Origin of the sequence: Microbacterium sp. AG157, assembly GCF_003385695.1 — a bacterium.
GTDB classification, from domain to species: domain Bacteria; phylum Actinomycetota; class Actinomycetes; order Actinomycetales; family Microbacteriaceae; genus Microbacterium; species Microbacterium testaceum.
This window is the reverse complement of the sequence record NZ_QRDK01000002.1, coordinates 646193-662354: the sequence shown is the minus strand read 5'-3', so window position 1 is coordinate 662354 and position 16162 is coordinate 646193. Positions and strand designations below refer to the sequence as shown.

Sequence of the window (16162 nt, the reverse complement as noted above, 5' to 3'; positions counted from 1 at the left end):
CACCATGATCCCCACCGACGCGTCCGCCACCGAGCGCTACCGGGCCGCTCGAGACGAACTCCTCGCCGCGCGGACCGACCCCGAGCGGGCGGCGTCCTTCCGCTGGCCGACCTTCGACGGTGCGTTCAACTGGGCGATCGACTGGTTCGACCCGATGGCGCGGGGCAATGACGCGCCCGCGCTCATCGTCGTGGACGACGACGGCACCCACCACCAGCGCAGCTTCGACGAGCTGGCGCGCCGCTCCGACCAGGTCGCGGCGTGGCTGGCATCCCGCGGTGTCCGTCGCGGCGAGTCGGTGCTGCTCATGCTCGACAATCGCGTCGAGCTCTGGGAGGCGATGCTCGCGATCATGAAGATCGGCGGGGTCATCGCCCCGACCACCACGGCTCTCGGCCGGGTCGATCTCGCCGACCGCATCGTGCGTGCCGAGATCCGGCACGTCGTGGTCGGAGCGGCCGACGCCGACAAGTTCGACGACCTGCCCGAGGGACTGGGCCGCATCGTCGTGGGCGGCGAGTACGCCGGCTGGGCGACGTACGACGACGCGTTCCACACGGATGCCGAGCCGGCCCGGCATCCGGGGACCACCGCCGAAGACCGCCTCCTGCTCTACTTCACTTCGGGCACCACGTCGAAGCCCAAGCTCGTCGAGCACACGCATTCGTCGTACCCGGTCGGCCACCTCAGCACGATGTACTGGCTCGGGCTGCAGCCCGGCGACGTGCACCTCGCCATCAGCTCGCCGGGGTGGGCGAAGCACGCGTGGAGCCTGTTCTTCGCCCCCTGGATCGCGGGGGCGACCGTGCTCGCCCTGAACTACTCGCGGTTCTCGGCCGAGCGGCTGCTGTCGGAGCTCGAGAACGACCGCGTGACGACCTTCTGCGCGCCGCCGACCGTGTGGCGCATGCTCATCCAGGCGGATCTCACCGGGCGCCGCGGTGCGCTTCGCGAGGTCGTCTCGGCCGGCGAGCCGCTGAACCCCGAGGTCATCGCCTCGGTGCAGCGGGCGTGGGGCCTCGACATCCGCGACGGCTACGGGCAGACCGAGATGACCGCCGTGGTGGCGAACACGCCCGGCGCCCCGCTCGTGCCGGGATCGATGGGACGCCCCCTTCCCGGATGCCCGATCGTGCTCGTCGACCCGGTGACCGGTGAGCGCGTCGACGAGGGCGAGATCTGCATCGACCTCACCGAACGTCCGGTGAACCTCATGACCGGCTACGTGGGCGACCCCGAGCGCAACGCCGAGGCCTTCGCCGACGGACTCTTCCACACGGGCGATGTCGCGCGCCGCGACGAGACCGGCAGCATCACCTACATTGGGCGCACCGATGACGTCTTCAAGGCGTCGGACTACAAGATCAGTCCGTTCGAGCTCGAGAGTGTGCTCATCGAGCACCCCGCCGTGATGGAGGCCGCCGTCGTGCCCGCCCCCGACGAACTGCGGCTCGCCGTGCCGAAGGCGTACATCGTTCTCGCCGCGGGCCGTGAGGCGGGTCAGGAGGTCGCGCTCGACATCCTGCGCTTCGCGCGCGAACGGCTCGCTCCGTTCCAGCGCGTGCGCCGCGTGGAGTTCTTCGACCTGCCCAAGACCATTTCGGGCAAGATCCGCCGGGTCGAGCTGCGCCAGCGCGAAGAGGCCGTCGCGCGCGGCGAGATCACCTGCGAGGAGTGGACGGACGCCGCCCTGCGGGGCGATCGCTGACGTGCAAGCCCCTCGCGCCGGCCACCCCGGCGTGTCACCATCGACAGATGGACAAGGACAAGAAGCAGCCGTTCGAGAACCCGACCGTCGACGACGACAGCGACATGCCCTCGCGCACCGAGCAGCGCAACGTCGGCCGTGAGACCGAGCGCGAGATCACGCAGATGATCAACGGCATCGAGGGCTGACGGCCCCTCGCGCCGATGGTCGAACCCCTCGACACCGGACCGTTCTTCCACGGGACGAAGGCCCACCTCGCTGTGGGTGATCTGCTCACACCCGGGTTCCGGTCGAACTACCGGCCCGAGGTCGTGATGAACCACGTGTACTTCACCTCGCGTCTGGACGGTGCAGGCCTGGCCGCGGAGATCATTCCGGGTGACGGGCCGCCCCGCGTCTACGAGGTCGAACCGACGGGCGCGTTCGAGGACGATCCCAACGTGACCGACAAGAAGTTCCCCGGCAACCCCACGCGGTCGTTCCGCAGCGCGGCGCCCCTGCGGATCGTCGCCGAGCGCGACGACTGGACGCGCCTGACACCCGAGGCGCTCGCGGCCTGGCGCGAGAGGCTGACGACGATGCGCGACGAGAACGCCGAGATCATCAACTGACGGGTGGGCTCAGTTGGGCTCGGTCGTGCGGATGAGGCCGCAGGTCACGCACGACCACGCCACGAGGAACCTCTCGTCGTCGAGCACCTCGAACCGCAGGGGGTCACCGCACGTGGGGCAGCGGGGCAACCCGTCGGGAGTGCTCACCGCGCGAACGTGACGTGGACGACGCCGCTCTCGGCGACCTCGCTCGTCACGGTGTACCGCGTGTCCAGCTCGCGCAGCTCGTCCCACAACCGACCTCCGCGGCCCAGGATCACGGGTCGGACGGCCACGTGGAGGCGGTCGACGAGGTCGGCGGCGAGAGCGGCCCGGACGGTCGACAGTCCGCCTCCCACGCGCACGTCCGCGTCGCCGGCGAGAGCGCGTGCTCGGGCCACGGCATCCGTGATGCTCTCGGAGAAGAACTCGAAACGCGTGCCGTTGGCGAAGGCGAGGGGGGCGCGCTCGCGATGGGTCAGCACGATCACCGGAACAAGGAACGGCGGGTCGTCTCCCCACCAGCCGCGCCAATCCGGATCGTCGGGGAAGGACTGGAGTCCGAACATGGCCGCGCCCATGACCTCGGCTCCGACGCCCTCGAAGTATGCCGCGGCATACCGGTCGTCGATACCGGTGGTCCCGGCGCCCGAGGTGTCGCCGAAGACACGCGCGCGGAACGTCCGGGTCGCCATGTAGTCGGCGACCAGGCGCCCCCAGTCCTCGCCCATCGGATTCTCCGGCGAGGGGTCAGCGGGCATGGCCACCCCGTCGAGCGAGATGTTCAGATCGACGCGGACGGCCATGGCATCCCTCCGGCTGTGGGGCTCAGCGGTAGTTCGTGAACTGCAGGTCGACGTCGAGGTCGGCGGCCTTGAGGATGCGCTGCACTTCCTGCAGGTCGTCGCGCGACTTGGACTGCACGCGCAGCTCGTCGCCCTGGATCTGCGACTTGACGCCCTTGGGGCCCTCATCGCGGATGATCTTGTTGACCTTCTTGGCGTTCTCTTGCGAGATGCCCTCTTTCAGCGTGGAGGTGATGCGGTACTCCTTGCCGCTCTGCACGGGCTCGCCGGTCTCGAGGCTCTTCAGTGAGATCCCGCGCTTGATGAGCTTGGTCTGGAAGACGTCGAGCACGGCGTTGGCGCGCTCCTCGGAGTTCGCCTTGATGACGATCGACTCGCCGCTCCAGGCGATGGACGCATCGGTGCCCTTGAAGTCGTACCGCTGCTCCACCTCTTTGTGCGCCTGGTTGAGCGCGTTGTCGGCTTCCTGCCGGTCGATCTTGGAGACGATGTCGAACGAAGAATCAGCCATGGATCGATTCTATTCGCGACCCCTGCGTCGACACCCCCTCGACATCGTCCGACCCACACGGGTAGAGGCGCTCGTAGACTCGGATGCCATGCGAGCACTCACCGAAGAAGAGGTGCGGGCTGCGTTCGTCAACGCCGCCCCCGAGGAGCTGAGGGTCGTCGAGCTTCCGCACGACTTCGTCCTGACCGACTGGGACCACCTCGACTTCCTGGCGTGGCGCGATCCGCGCACGCGCGGACGCGGCTACATCCTGACCGAGGCCGACGGAGAACCCGCCGCGATCGTGCTGCGCGCGGCCGAGGGGCAGTCGCGAGCGCGGTCGGCGATGTGCAACCTCTGCCACACGATGCAGCCCGGCGACCAGGTGTCGCTGTTCACCGCGCGCAAGGCCGGAGACGCGGGCGAGCACGGCGATACGGTCGGCACCTACATCTGCGCCGACATGTCGTGCCATGAGACCGTGCGCCTGGCGGCCCCGCTCGCCCCGAGCGAGATCCGCGCGAGCGTCGACCGCAAGATCGACGGCACCAAGCGCCGCACCGAAGACTTCGTCGCCCGCGTGCTCGACACCGCCGAGGTCCCGCGATGACCGGCCGGGTGGTCGTGATCGGCGATGCGCTGATCGACGAGATCCGCGACGAGACCGGCGTTCGCGAGTTCGTCGGCGGCGCCGGGCTCAATGTGGCCGTGGGCCTGTCGCGGCTCGGGGTGCCGGCATCCCTCATCGCCATGGTCGGCGACGATGCGGCGGGCGAGCAGATCCGCGCCTTCCTCGACGAGCACGATGTCGAACTGCTCGCGAGCCCCGCGGAGCACGGTTCGTCGCGCGCCGTGAGTACGCGTTCACCGGGCGGCGAGCCCGAGTACGTCTTCAACGAGACAGCCCAGAACCGTCGCGTGGCGTACGGCGAGGCCGAACGCGCCGCAATCGCCGCGGCGCCGATGGTCGTGGTGAGCTGCTTCCCCTTCGACGATCCCGAGCAGACCTCCCTGCTGGTCGAGGCGACTGCCTCGCCCTCGACGCCCCTCGCGATCGACCCCAACCCGCGCAGTGGCATGTTGCACGACCGTGCCGAGTTCGTCCGTGGCTTCGAGCGGGCGGCATCCGGGGCTCTGATCGTGAAGGTCGGCGAGGACGACGCGCAGCTGCTGTACGACGGACCGCTCGACGACCTGCGCGCGCGACTCGTCGACCTGGGTGTGGGTGCGGTGCTCGCCACGTACGGCGCGGGCGGGGCCGCGATCGACGCGGCCGGCAGCTCGGTGTCGCGCCCGATCTCGGATCTGCCCGGCCGCATCGTCGACACGATGGGCGGAGGAGACGCGGTGCTCGCGACGACCGCCGCTCTCGTGCGCGACCGGCTTCCCGCGGATGCAGGGGAGTGGGATGCCGTGCTCTCGCGGGCCATGGACGTCGCCGCCGCGACCTGCCGGCACGAGGGTGCCCTGCTGCGCACGCCCGAGTGACCGGGATGGTTTCGAGCATCCCTCGCGGGATAGTAGAGTGGTCTATCGCGCCTCCGGTCGACTGAGAAAGCCGGACGGGTGCGCACCTGGCGAGTTACCCAAGCGGCCAAAGGGATCTGACTGTAAATCAGACTGCATTGCATTCGGGGGTTCGAATCCCTCACTCGCCACCGAGAAAGAAAAGGGCACCCGATCGGGTGCCCTTTTTCGTTCCGGATGCGACGTCCGGATCACCTCGCGGCGAGCAGTGCTTTCGACTTCGCCTCGAGGAAGCTCACGAGTGCGCCGAGCACGTTGACCTCGTTGCCGAGGTTGACCAGGGCGACAGCCCCGAGCTCGATGGTGGCGTCCCGCGCCTCCATCGTCGCCTTCCACGCGCCGTCCTCGCCCGTGATGGGCTGCAGGTACGTGATGGTCTTCGCCTCGGTGAGGTCGACGACGATCAGCCCGGTGTCGGGGTCGGTGTCGTCCTCCTGATCCAGGACGCGGATGTCGCTGCCCGTCAGGTAGCCGAGCGTGCGGAATTCTGTCAGCCACGCCTCGAGCAGTGCTTTGTCGAGCAGAGTGCGTACCGGCACGGGCCTCTCCGATCCATTCGCGCGAATGTGTCGCACCCCCACAGTATGCACGGTGCGGGGTCGGGCGGCATCGGGCTGGCTCGAAATGGCATCAAGCAGCGCGTATGGAACGGCCGGCGGGGCGCGTGACGCGTGCGGGGGCGTGGACGGCCTGTTCGGCGGTCTCCCACGTGCGCGTGTCGATGACGAGACCCGAGGCGGCGTTCGCCTGGTCGGCGAGGGAGCGGAGGTATTCCCCGACGAGCTGCTCCGGTTCGACGGCGTCGAAGACGAAGCGCAGGGGAATCGAGGGCTGCAGCCAGATGGTGGAGCGGCCGGTCTCTTCGGCCGTGCCCGTCCACGTCAGGGTGAAGGACTCACCGCGTCGGAGCTTGGTCGAGGTGATCACCTTGATGTATCCCATCAGGCGATCGGGCAGAACGATCGGGTTCAGATCCGATCCGTAAAACAACGTGGCCATGACGATCTCCTTCGCTTGGGGTCGCGGGCTAATCTTTAAGGTAGCACGTATTTCACAGATTTAATTAATTACGCAAAATATTCGAGATGTTCACTATGGTGGAGGTGTGGCCGGCCGGGCCGGAAGGGGAAGTGGCGGAAATGACACAGTCCTCTGCGTTGACAGTGGCGCTCGACGAGTACGTCGGAGCACGAGATGAGATCGCCGCGAAGGCGCGAATCGACCTCGGTGTGAGCGAGCTCGAGGCGGCGGCTCTGCGCTGCATCGGCGACGAGCCGGGCATCCGTCCGTCGCACCTGCGATCGCGTCTCGGGGTGACGCCGGCAGGTGTCACCACCCTCGTCGATCGCCTCATCGGCCGCGGGTTGCTGCGCCGCGAACTCGACGCGGACGACCGGCGCGTGAACCACATCTATCTCGAGATCGACCTCACCGTGGAGCCCTGGGCCGGTCTGCGCCGCTTCCCGACCGAGGTCGAAGCCGCCGTGCTGTTGGAGCCGCGCGAGGTCGCCGAGGCCGCCGCCGCCCTCCTCCACCGCATCACGGAACGGGTGCGTACGCGGGTCTGAGTCGGCCCGCCTCGAGGCGGACCACGACGTCGGCCTCGGCGATCAGCCTCTCGTCGTGGCTGACGCACGCGACGGTCGCACCTCGGCCGATCTCGTCATCGATCGCCGAGCGGTTCAGCTCCGCGCTCTCCGCGTCGAGTCCCGTGGTCGGCTCGTCGAGCAGCAGGATGTCGGCTCTGCGCGCGAGGCCCTGCGCGAGAAGCGCGCGCTGGCGCTGCCCTCCGGACAGGGAGGAGAACGGACGCCGACTCAGGTGCGCCACGTCGAGCCGACGCATCGCCTGGTCGATCGCCTCTCGATGGGTGCGCCCCAGGCGGCGGAACGGGCCGACGCGGCCCCACGCCCCCACGGTCACCACATCGCGGACGGTGAGGGGGAGGTGTTCCGCGACGGCGGCACGTTGGGGGACGAAGGCGATCGACCGGTCGCCGGTCTCGATCGTCCCGGATGTCGGCGGGCGCGCGCCCGCGAGGACTTCGAGCAGCGTCGACTTGCCCGCGCCGTTGGGGCCGACGATCACGGTGAGGGCCGCTGGGGGCAGGTCGAGGTCGACGCGGTCGAGGGCGACCGTTCCGGGAAACTCGACGCGGAGACCGCGAGCGCGCAGGGCGGAGATCGTCATGGGCTCCATCATATGAGTTTGATAACCGTTCTCAGTTAACGCTACGGTCGAACATCGTGTCCTGGCTCACCGATCCCTTCTCGCTCGAATTCGTTCAGCGTGCCCTCCTCGGCGGCGTGCTCGTCGCGGTGCTGTGCGCGGTGGCCGGTACCTGGGTGATCGTGCGGGGTATGGCCTTCCTCGGCGAGGCGCTCGCGCACGGCATGCTCCCCGGTGTGGCCCTGGCCACGGTGCTCGGCGTGCCGGTGCTGATCGGGGCGGCGCTCAGCGCCGTCATGATGAGCCTCGGCATCGGCGCCGTGCAGCGGCGCGCGAAGCTCTCGTACGACACGAGCATCGGCCTGCTGTTCGTCGGCATGCTCGCGCTCGGCGTGATCGTGATCTCCCACGCGCGTAGCTTCGCGACGGATGCCACGGCCATCCTCTTCGGCGACATCCTCGCCGTCACGAGTGCCGATCTCGTCGTCCTCGCGGTGGCGGTGGTGGTCGGAATCGCCGCCGTGACCTTGACGCACCGCTCCCTCGTCGCGCTCGCGATCGACGAGCGCGTCGCGCGAGTGCTGGGCCTCGGCCCGCGCCTCGCACAGACCGTGCTGGTCGGTCTGGTGACCCTGGCGGTCGTGGCCTCGTACCAGGCCGTCGGCTCGCTGCTCGTCGTGGGGCTGCTCGTCGCTCCCGCCGTCGCGGCGCGGCAGTGGACCGAACGCATCCCCTCGACCATGGTGCTCGCGGCCGGTATCGGTGCGGTCGCCGTCGCGGGCGGGCTGCTCGTGTCGTGGCACGCCGCGACGGCGGCCGGAGCGACGATCGCCGCCACCGCGATCGTGGCCGCGGGCGTCTCGTGGCTGCTGCGCCTCGCGACGAACGAGGTGCGTCGACGCGTTCCCGCCCTCCTGCCTGTACCCGCCTGACGTTCCTTCCCGTTCCCCCTGGAAAGCCCCCCCATGCTCCCTCCCACCCGACGCCTCGCGCCCCTCGGCGCCCTTCTGCTCGTGGCCCTGGCCGGCTGCGCCGCCCCATCTGCGCCGTCCGCGGCGACCTCCACCCCTCTCGTCGACGCGCACGGTCAGGTCGACGGCGCCGCAGAGCTCGCCGAGCCCGCGCTCGGGCTCACCTCGATCGACGCCGACGGCCGGGTCTCGCACCTCGACCTCCTCGACGAGTCGACGGCCGACCTCGGAACCGTCCGCGCGCCCGCGGCGGTGCATTCCGACGGTCGCTACCTCTTCTCCGCCGATGCGGACGGCGTCTCGATCGTCGACAGCGGGGTGTGGACGTGGGATCACGTCGACCACTTCCACTACTACCGGGCTCCCGCCCGGGTGGTCGGCGAGGTCGCGGGCGAGGGCGTGGCCACGGTGGCGACCTCCAATTCGTCGACCACGGGCGGCACGGGGGTGTTCTTCCCCGACTCCGGTGAGGCGGTCCTGCTCGACACCGAGGCGCTGTCGAAGGGCGAAGTGGCCGAGAAGTTCCGCGTGACCACGGAGCCGGGCGCCGGACTCGTCGTCCCCGCCGGGTCGTTCGCGGCGATCGCCGCCGCCGGGCAGGTGTCGCTGCACGCGGCGGACGGCACGGCCCTGGGGTCGACCACCCCGTGCGCGGATCCCGCGGGCACCATCACGACACGCGTCGGAGCGGTGATCGGATGCCGTGACGGCGCCGTGCTCGTGAGTGTCGACGGCGAGCAGCCGGTCGCCGAGGTCATCGCCTACCCGCCCGGGACCACCACGCCCCGCGCCACGGCCTTCCACAATCGCGAGGGACGACCGAGCGTCGCCGCTCTCGCGGGCGACGCCGGCGTCTGGATCCTCGACACCCGCGAGCGTGCGTGGACACTCCTGGCCGCCCCCGAGCCGCTCGTGCAGGTCACCGCCGTCGACGACAAGAACGCGAACCTCCTGGCCCTCACCGCCGGTGGGCGGGTGCTGGTGCTGGACGGCGACACCGGCGCGGTGCGCGCGGCATCCGACCCCCTGGTCTCGGGGAGTCTCGCCGCGGGCCAGCCGGTGACCCTCGTCGCCGATCAGCAGCGCGCCTACCTCAACGGGCCGGCCGAGAACCGGATGTGGGAGATCGACTACGCCGACGGCGCACGCATCGCGCGCGAGTTCACCCCCGAGCGCACGCCGCTCTTCTTCGCAGAGACGGGACGCTGACATGCGCCGGATCCTCGCCGTCCTCGCCGCGGCCGCCTTGCTGTGCCTCACCGGATGCAGCGGTATCGCGGCATCCGATCGTCCCCTGGTGGTGGTGACCACCAACATCCTCGGCGACGTCGTGTCGAAGCTGGCCGGCGACGACGTCGAGGTCCTGACGCTCATGCGACCGGGGGCCGACCCGCACTCGTTCGAGATCTCCGCCGCCGAGGCCGCGCGCATGCGCTCGGCCGACCTGCTGGTCGCCAACGGGCTCGGTCTCGAGGAGGGCCTGCAGCAGCACCTCGACGCCGCGGCCGCCGACGGGGTGGACACGGTCGTCGCCGGCGACGTGGTCACCGTGCTGCCGTACACCTCGGCCGATGCGGAGGGAGCCGACGATCCGCACTTCTGGACGGATCCCGCGCAGATGATCGCCGTGGTCGACCGGCTCGCGCCCGTGCTCGAAGGTCTGGGCGGAGCGGAGGTCGCCGAGCGTTCGGTCGCCTATCGCGCACAGCTCGAGAAGCTCGATGCCGACATGACCGCGGCCTTCGCCGCGATCCCCGCCGAGCGGCGCGCCCTCGTCACCAACCACCACGTGTTCGGCTACCTCGCCGATCGCTTCGACTTCCGCCTCATCGGGGCGGTGATCCCCGGCGGGACGACCCTCGCCGCTCCGAGTACGAGCGACCTCGCCGACCTCGTCGCGGCCATCGACGAGGCGAAGGTGCCGACGATCTTCGCCGAGTCCTCGTCTCCCGACCGGCTCGTACGCGCGCTCGCCGAAGAAGCCGACCGCCACGTCGAGGTGACCGAGCTTTTCACCGAGTCGCTCACCGACGCCGCGGGCGACGCCCCCGACTACCTGACCATGATGCGCGTCAACACGGAGCGCATCGCCACCGGGCTCTCTCCCTGACGAGACCCACCCCACCGAAGAAAGAGACACCAATGCGCAGCTTCTCCCTGCCCCGCGCGGGCCTTGTCGCCCTCGCGATCGGCGCCACCGTCACCCTGTCGGCCTGCGCCGGCGGCACCGCTCCCGGGTCCGCCGCCCCGGCGTCGACCGCCCCCGCTGACGCGGCCACGCGCGTCGCGCTGTCATACCCCGGCGGCATCCTGGTGCTGGACGGTCAGACCCTCGAGACCGTCGGCGACTTCCCGTCGGAGGAGTTCACCCGCCTGAACTCCGCCGGCGACGGCCAGCACATCATGGTGACCATGAGCGAGGGCTTCCAGGTTCTGGATGCCGGGACCTCGGCCGCCGAGCCCGAGCTCACCGACCTCGTCTTCCCGGCGTCGAAGCCCGGTCACGTGGTCACGCACGGAGGAAAGACGGTGCTCTACGCCGACGGCACGAGCGACTCGACGATCTTCGACACCGATGCCCTGCTGGCATCCACCGAGTCCCTGCCCGCGGTCGAGACGGTTCCGGGCGTCGAGGCGCACCACGGTGTGTCGATCGTGCTCGAGGACGGCTCGTTCGTGACCACCGTGGGCAACGCCAACGGTCGCACGGGCATCGTGGTGAAGGATTCCTCCGGTGCGACGATCGCCGAGAACGCGGCCTGCCCGGGTGTGCACGGTGAAGGCACCGCCAAGGACGAGGTCGTCGTCTTCGGGTGCGACAACGGCGCTCTCGTGCTCGACGAGGGTCAGATCACCAAGATCGAGGCCCCCGACCAGCCGTACGGACGCTCGGGCAACATGTTCGTGAGCGAGACCAGCCCGCTCGTGCTCGGCGACTACAAGGACGACCGTGACGCCGAGGGTTACCTGCTGCACCGCGTCTCCGTCGTCGACACGGCCGCCAAGACGCAGACCGTCATCGACATGCCCGCAGGGGCCGAGTACACCTTCCGCGACCTGGCGCGCGGTCCGCGGGATATGGGATACGTCCTGGCCTCTGACGGTGCGATCCACGTGCTCGACCTCGAGAAGGGGACGTTCACCGACGCCTTCCCCGTGATCGACGCGTGGGAGGGCCCGGCCGAGTGGCAGGACGCGCACCCCGCCATCAAGGTCTCGGGCGACATCGCCTACGTGACCGAGCCCGCGAAGAACGCCGTGCACGCGGTCGATCTCACCACCGGTGAGGTCGTGAACAGCGTCACCCTCGAGAAGACGCCGAACGAGATCGCGCTGACGCGCTGACCGTCACCGACCGCCCCGGTCGTACGCCACCTGCAGTGCTCCGCGCACCGCGCGTACGCCGGGGCGGTCGGCCGTTCCTCGACGGACGGCCGTGAACACCTCGCGTCGCGGCTGGCCCGGGAGGCCCACGAGTCGCACGGGCGGCGTCTCACCCGCGAAGACGAGATCGGGGATCATGCCGACGGCATGACCGGATGCCACGAGCCGGGCGTGCGCGGTCAGGTCGGCCATCTCGAAGCGCACGTCGGGCTCGAACCCGGCGGCGCGGCACTGCTGCGTGGCCCACTGCCGGGCGGCGGTGCCCACCGGCTCCATGACCCAGGCGCGCTCGCGCAGGTCCTCCAGGCTCTGCGCCGGATCGTCGCTCGAGACGGCGAGACGGATGGCATCCCTCCCCAGCAGGCTGCGCTCGAGACCCTCGCGGTGCTCGCGGGTGTGACCCGGGTACTGCTCTGCGACGACGAGATCGAAACCGCGCGCCGCGACCTCGAACAGCCCCTCCTCGGGAGCGAGTTCGGCCACCTCGATGCGCAGCTGCGGCTCGCTCTCGGCCAGGGCGTCGAGGGCTCCGGGGAGCAGGCCGTGGGCGGCGGACTGCATGACCGCCACCCGCACGGGTGCCAGCGATGGACGCATGTGCTCCAGCTCGGCGCGGGCTGCCTCGTCGGCGGCGAGCATGCGCGCCGCGTGGGCGGCGAGGGCGGCTCCCTGCGCGGTGAGGCGCACGCGACGGCCGTCGGGCTCGAGCAAGGGCACCCCGGCCTCTTTCTCGAGCAGGGCGAGCTGCTGCGAGATGGTCGACGGACTGTACGACAGGGCGTCGGCGACGGCGGCGAGAGTGCCCCGCACCGACAGCTCGTGCAGCAGGCGCAGACGGCGCAGATCGAACATGGCATCCCTTCGGCTCTGTCGAACAGTATGCGTCAGAAATCATCGCTTTTCTCGAACGAACGCTCGCTCCACACTGAGAGCATCCGAGGAAGGATCGCCATGTCGCTCACCGATGCCCCCGACACGACGTCGGCCCCCACGTCCGGCCCCACCCCCGCCGCTCCGGTCGCCCCCGCCGACCTCGCCGACGACGCGATCGCCCTCGTGCGCCGCTGGCTCGCCGAGAGTCGGAACGAGCCCGTCGACGCCGCCGCTCAGCGCCTCGCGGGTGTCTTGCGCGACCCGCACGGCCTCGACTTCACCGTCGGTTTCGTCGACGGGGTCGTGCGCCCCGAAGACGTGCGCGTCGCCGCGCGCAACCTCGCCGCCCTCACCCCGCTCATCCCGGGCTTCCTGCCGCTGCACCTCAAGGCGGCGATCCGCCTCGGCGCCCTCGCCGCGCCGATCCTCCCGCAGGTCGTCGTACCCGCCGCCCGCACGGCACTGCGCTCGATGGTGCGCCACCTCATCGTCGACGCGACCGACCGCAAGCTGGGCGAGGCCATCACCTCGATCCGCGGCCGGGGAGACGGCATCCGTCTCAACGTCAATCTTCTCGGCGAGGCGATCCTCGGCAAGAAGGAGGCCGCGCGCCGTCTGGCCGGCACCCGCAAGCTCCTCTCGCGCGACGACGTCGACTACGTCTCGATCAAGGTCTCGTCGACCGTCGCCCCGCACACGCCGTGGGCCTTCGACGCCGCGGTCGCCGATGCGGTCGCCGCCCTCCGCCCCCTGTACCGCGTGGCGAAGGAGACGGGGACCTTCCTCAATCTCGACATGGAGGAGTTCAAGGACCTCGACCTCACCCTCGCCGTCTTCGAGGCGCTGCTGTCGGAGGACGAGTTCCGCGGCGTCGAGGCGGGCATCGTGCTGCAGGCGTACCTGCCCGACGCACTCGCCGCCATGATCCGCCTGCAGAAGTGGACCGCCGCGCGCGTGGCATCCGGGGGCGCCCCCATCAAGGTGCGGGTCGTCAAGGGCGCGAATCTGCCGATGGAGCGGGTGGATGCCGACGTGCACGACTGGCCGCTCGCCACCTGGCCGTCGAAGCAGGCGACCGACGCCTCGTACAAGGCGGTCCTCGATTACGCGCTGCGACCCGAGCACACGATGAACGTGCGGATCGGCGTCGCCGGTCACAACCTCTTCGACGTCGCCCTGGCCTGGCTCCTCGCCGAGCGGCGCGGGGTGACCGAGGGCATCGACGTCGAGATGCTCCTCGGCATGGCGACCGCCCAGCAGGCGGTCGTGCGTCGCACGGTCGGTTCGATCCTGCTCTACACCCCCGTCGTGCACCCGCAGGAGTTCGACGTGGCGATCGCGTACCTCATCCGCCGCCTCGAAGAGGGCGCCTCGAGCGAGAACTTCATGTCGGCGGTGTTCGACCTCGACACCCACGCGGCGCTGTTCGCTCGCGAGCGCGACCGCTTCCTGGCATCCCTCGCCGACATGCCCGAGGGCGTTCCCGCCTCGAACCGCGTGCAGGACCGCTCGTCCGAGGCCGCTCCCGCGCCGACCCACGGTTTCCGCAACACCCCCGACTCCGACCCGGCGATCGCCGCGAACCGCGACTGGTCACGCGCGATCATCCAGCGCATGGAGGGCTCCGCCCTGGGTCGCGACACTATCGCCGCGCACACGGTCACCGACGAATCGGCGCTGAACGCGGTGATCCAGGATGCCGCGGACTCGGCCGCCGCCTGGCGCGCGCTCGGAGCCGCCGGCCGCGCCGAGATCCTGCACCGCGCCGGCGACGTGCTCGAGAAGCACCGCGCCGACCTGCTCGAGGTCATGGGCGCCGAGTGCGGAAAGGTCATCGAGCAGAGCGACCCCGAGGTGTCGGAGGCGATCGACTTCGCGCACTACTACGCCGAGCAGGCGCTGACGCTGGAGAACGTGGACGGGGCGACCTTCACCCCGGTCGGTGTGACCGTGGTCACCCCGCCGTGGAACTTCCCCGTCGCCATCCCCGCGGGTTCCACTCTCGCCGCGCTCGCCGCCGGCTCCGCCGTGGTCATCAAGCCGGCGGTGCTCGCCGAGCGCTCCGGCGCGGTCATGGTCGAGGCGCTGTGGGAGGCGGGCGTCCCTCGCGGGGTGCTGAAGCTCGTACAGCTGTCCGAGAACGACCTGGGTCGCCAGCTGCTCACCCACCCCGCCGTCGGGCGGGTCGTGCTCACCGGCGCCTACGAGACGGCCGAGCTCTTCCGCTCGTTCCGCCCCGACCTGCCGCTGCTCGCCGAGACGAGCGGCAAGAACGCCGTGATCGTCACGCCCAGCGCCGACCTCGACCTCGCGGCCAAGGACGTGGCGATGTCGGCCTTCGGTCACGCGGGACAGAAGTGCTCCGCGGCATCCCTCGTCGTGCTCGTCGGCTCGGTCGCCCGTTCGCGCCGCTTCCGCGACCAGCTGGTCGACGCCGTCACCTCGCTCGAGGTCGGCCTGCCGTGGGACGAGGCCTCGCGCGTCGGACCGCTCATCGAGCCCGCGAACGGCAAGCTGCTGACGGCCCTCACGAGCCTCGAGCCCGGCCAGCGCTGGGTGGTCGAGCCGCAGAAGCTCGACGACGAGGGGATGCTGTGGCGTCCCGGCATCCGCGAGGGCGTGCAGCCCGGCAGCGAGTTCCACCGCACCGAGTACTTCGGGCCCGTGCTCGGCATCATGACCGCCGAGACCCTCGACGACGCGATCGAGATCGTCAACGCGATCGAGTACGGCCTCACCTCGGGCCTGCACGCGCTCGACGAGGCCGAGATCCAGCAGTGGCTCTCGCGCATCGAGGCCGGCAACGTCTACGTCAACCGCGGCACCACGGGTGCGATCGTGCAGCGCCAGCCGTTCGGCGGATGGAAGAAGTCGGCCGTCGGCGCGGGCACCAAGGCCGGCGGGCCCCACTACCTGTCCGGCTTCGGAACGTGGGCGGATGCCGAGGTGTCCGGCCCCTCCCGACCGGACGCCCTCGCCGCCGCCGCCGTGGCCGCCGTGCCCGCGCGCGGCCGCGAGTGGCTGGCATCCGCCCTCTCGAGCGACGCCGCCGCGTGGGCCGCTGAGTTCTCGCTGGCTCGCGACGTGACGGGTCTGGAGTCGGAGCAGAACGTCCTCCGCTACGCGGCGGTGCCGGTCACCGTGCGCCTCGAGGACGCGTCGGAGGCCGCGCTCGTGCGAGTGGTCGCCGCCGGGGTCCGGGCGCGCTCCACCGTGACCGTCAGCGCCGCGCGCGAGCTGTCGCCCGCCGTCCGCGCGTGGCTCGAGGGTGTGGGCGTCCGCGCCGCCGTCGAGGACACCGCCGACTGGAGCCGCCGCGCGGCACGTCTGGTGCGCACCGGTGGGCGTGTGCGCCTGCTCGGGGGCTCGCCGGCAGTTCTCGCCGAGGCCACCGGCGGTTCGCCCGCGGTCGCGGTGTACGCCGGTGAGGTCACCCGTGCCGGGCACGTCGAACTGCTGCCGTTCCTGCGCGAGCAGGCCGTGTCGATCACGGCCCACCGCTTCGGCACGCCCCGGCGGTACGAGGTGCCGCCGCTGGTCGGCTGATCCCCCCGACGACGGGGCCGTTCCCTCGGGGACGGCCCCGTCGCCACGTCCGGGAGCGGATTCACGCCCGACGTGCGCGTCGACGGACCCGGGCCGCG

Annotated in this window: 18 protein-coding genes and 1 tRNA gene; 12 read left to right on the top strand and 7 right to left on the bottom strand. The window is 70.6% G+C overall.

Annotated features, from left to right (window positions below):
• Positions 1-4 precede the first annotated feature (4 nt).
• The 3 genes from DEU35_RS08970 to arr are packed head-to-tail and all read left to right on the top strand — an operon-like array spanning position 5 to position 2319.
• Positions 5-1708, top strand: coding sequence for an AMP-binding protein (locus DEU35_RS08970; RefSeq protein WP_116239276.1), 1704 nt, complete (start codon positions 5-7; stop codon positions 1706-1708).
• Between the two features lie 47 nt (positions 1709-1755).
• Positions 1756-1896: a hypothetical protein gene (locus DEU35_RS17140; RefSeq protein ID WP_170210686.1), complete on the top strand. Its 141-nt coding sequence runs from the start codon at positions 1756-1758 to the stop codon at positions 1894-1896.
• A gap of 15 nt (positions 1897-1911) precedes the next feature.
• The gene (gene arr, locus DEU35_RS08965; protein WP_116239275.1) at positions 1912-2319 is read left to right on the top strand and encodes an NAD(+)--rifampin ADP-ribosyltransferase; all 408 of its coding nucleotides are present in this window, start codon (positions 1912-1914) and stop codon (positions 2317-2319) included.
• Between the two features lie 9 nt (positions 2320-2328).
• Here the strand turns inward: arr and DEU35_RS17135 are convergent, their stop codons facing one another.
• The 3 genes from DEU35_RS17135 to DEU35_RS08955 are packed head-to-tail and all read right to left on the bottom strand — an operon-like array spanning position 2329 to position 3615.
• Positions 2329-2466 (bottom strand): hypothetical protein, encoded by a 138-nt coding sequence (locus tag DEU35_RS17135; RefSeq protein WP_181904614.1) that lies wholly within the window; start codon positions 2464-2466, stop codon positions 2329-2331.
• Complete coding sequence (locus DEU35_RS08960) at positions 2463-3104, bottom strand: dihydrofolate reductase family protein (RefSeq protein ID WP_116239274.1); 642 nt, start codon at positions 3102-3104, stop codon at positions 2463-2465. The genes DEU35_RS17135 and DEU35_RS08960 overlap by 4 nt, the downstream gene beginning before the upstream one ends.
• Positions 3105-3126: 22 nt before the next feature.
• Entirely contained in the window at positions 3127-3615 is a 489-nt protein-coding gene (locus tag DEU35_RS08955) for a YajQ family cyclic di-GMP-binding protein (RefSeq protein ID WP_103205884.1), read from the bottom strand.
• A gap of 88 nt (positions 3616-3703) precedes the next feature.
• On the opposite strand from DEU35_RS08955, the gene DEU35_RS08950 reads away from it, so the two are divergent.
• From DEU35_RS08950 to DEU35_RS08940, 3 genes are all read left to right on the top strand, one after another.
• The gene (locus DEU35_RS08950; protein ID WP_103205885.1) at positions 3704-4204 is read left to right on the top strand and encodes an FBP domain-containing protein; all 501 of its coding nucleotides are present in this window, start codon (positions 3704-3706) and stop codon (positions 4202-4204) included.
• Entirely contained in the window at positions 4201-5082 is an 882-nt protein-coding gene (locus DEU35_RS08945; protein WP_116239273.1) for a PfkB family carbohydrate kinase, read from the top strand. The genes DEU35_RS08950 and DEU35_RS08945 overlap by 4 nt, the downstream gene beginning before the upstream one ends.
• 88 nt (positions 5083-5170) lie before the next feature.
• A tRNA-Tyr gene (locus DEU35_RS08940) sits at positions 5171-5252 on the top strand.
• 60 nt (positions 5253-5312) lie between these two features.
• Here DEU35_RS08940 and DEU35_RS08935 read toward each other — a convergent pair.
• Complete coding sequence (locus DEU35_RS08935; RefSeq protein WP_103205887.1) at positions 5313-5660, bottom strand: hypothetical protein; 348 nt, start codon at positions 5658-5660, stop codon at positions 5313-5315.
• Between the two features lie 91 nt (positions 5661-5751).
• Positions 5752-6120: a hypothetical protein gene (locus DEU35_RS08930; RefSeq protein ID WP_103205888.1), complete on the bottom strand. Its 369-nt coding sequence runs from the start codon at positions 6118-6120 to the stop codon at positions 5752-5754.
• Positions 6121-6260: 140 nt separating this feature from the next.
• On the opposite strand from DEU35_RS08930, the gene DEU35_RS08925 reads away from it, so the two are divergent.
• Positions 6261-6689 carry a MarR family winged helix-turn-helix transcriptional regulator gene (locus DEU35_RS08925; protein WP_174799688.1) on the top strand — a complete coding sequence of 143 codons (429 nt, stop codon included), beginning with the start codon at positions 6261-6263 and terminating at the stop codon, positions 6687-6689.
• On the opposite strand, the gene aztA is transcribed toward DEU35_RS08925, so the two are convergent.
• A complete protein-coding gene (gene aztA, locus DEU35_RS08920) occupies positions 6661-7311 on the bottom strand; it encodes a zinc ABC transporter ATP-binding protein AztA (protein WP_220340844.1) in 651 nt (216 codons plus the stop codon). The two genes, DEU35_RS08925 and aztA, sit on opposite strands and share 29 nt — an antisense overlap.
• 56 nt (positions 7312-7367) lie before the next feature.
• On the opposite strand from aztA, the gene aztB reads away from it, so the two are divergent.
• From aztB to aztD, 4 genes are read left to right on the top strand one after another with little or no spacing between them, the layout of a single operon-like run.
• A complete protein-coding gene (gene aztB / locus DEU35_RS08915) occupies positions 7368-8222 on the top strand; it encodes a zinc ABC transporter permease AztB (RefSeq protein WP_116239271.1) in 855 nt (284 codons plus the stop codon).
• Between the two features lie 33 nt (positions 8223-8255).
• Positions 8256-9470 (top strand): ABC transporter, encoded by a 1215-nt coding sequence (locus DEU35_RS08910; RefSeq protein ID WP_116239270.1) that lies wholly within the window; start codon positions 8256-8258, stop codon positions 9468-9470.
• A gap of 1 nt (position 9471) precedes the next feature.
• The gene (gene aztC, locus DEU35_RS08905) at positions 9472-10371 is read left to right on the top strand and encodes a zinc ABC transporter substrate-binding protein AztC (RefSeq protein WP_116239269.1); all 900 of its coding nucleotides are present in this window, start codon (positions 9472-9474) and stop codon (positions 10369-10371) included.
• A gap of 32 nt (positions 10372-10403) precedes the next feature.
• Complete coding sequence (gene aztD, locus DEU35_RS08900; protein ID WP_116239268.1) at positions 10404-11606, top strand: zinc metallochaperone AztD; 1203 nt, start codon at positions 10404-10406, stop codon at positions 11604-11606.
• 3 nt (positions 11607-11609) lie between these two features.
• On the opposite strand, the gene DEU35_RS08895 is transcribed toward aztD, so the two are convergent.
• On the bottom strand, positions 11610-12497 hold the full coding sequence (locus DEU35_RS08895; protein ID WP_116239267.1) for a LysR family transcriptional regulator: 888 nt from the start codon (positions 12495-12497) through the stop codon (positions 11610-11612).
• A 99-nt stretch (positions 12498-12596) separates the two neighbouring features.
• Here DEU35_RS08895 and DEU35_RS08890 point away from each other — a divergent pair, with 99 nt between their 5' ends.
• Positions 12597-16064, top strand: a complete 3468-nt coding sequence (locus DEU35_RS08890) for a bifunctional proline dehydrogenase/L-glutamate gamma-semialdehyde dehydrogenase (RefSeq protein WP_116239367.1) — start codon at positions 12597-12599, stop codon at positions 16062-16064.
• The last annotated feature ends 98 nt before the right edge of the window (positions 16065-16162 follow it).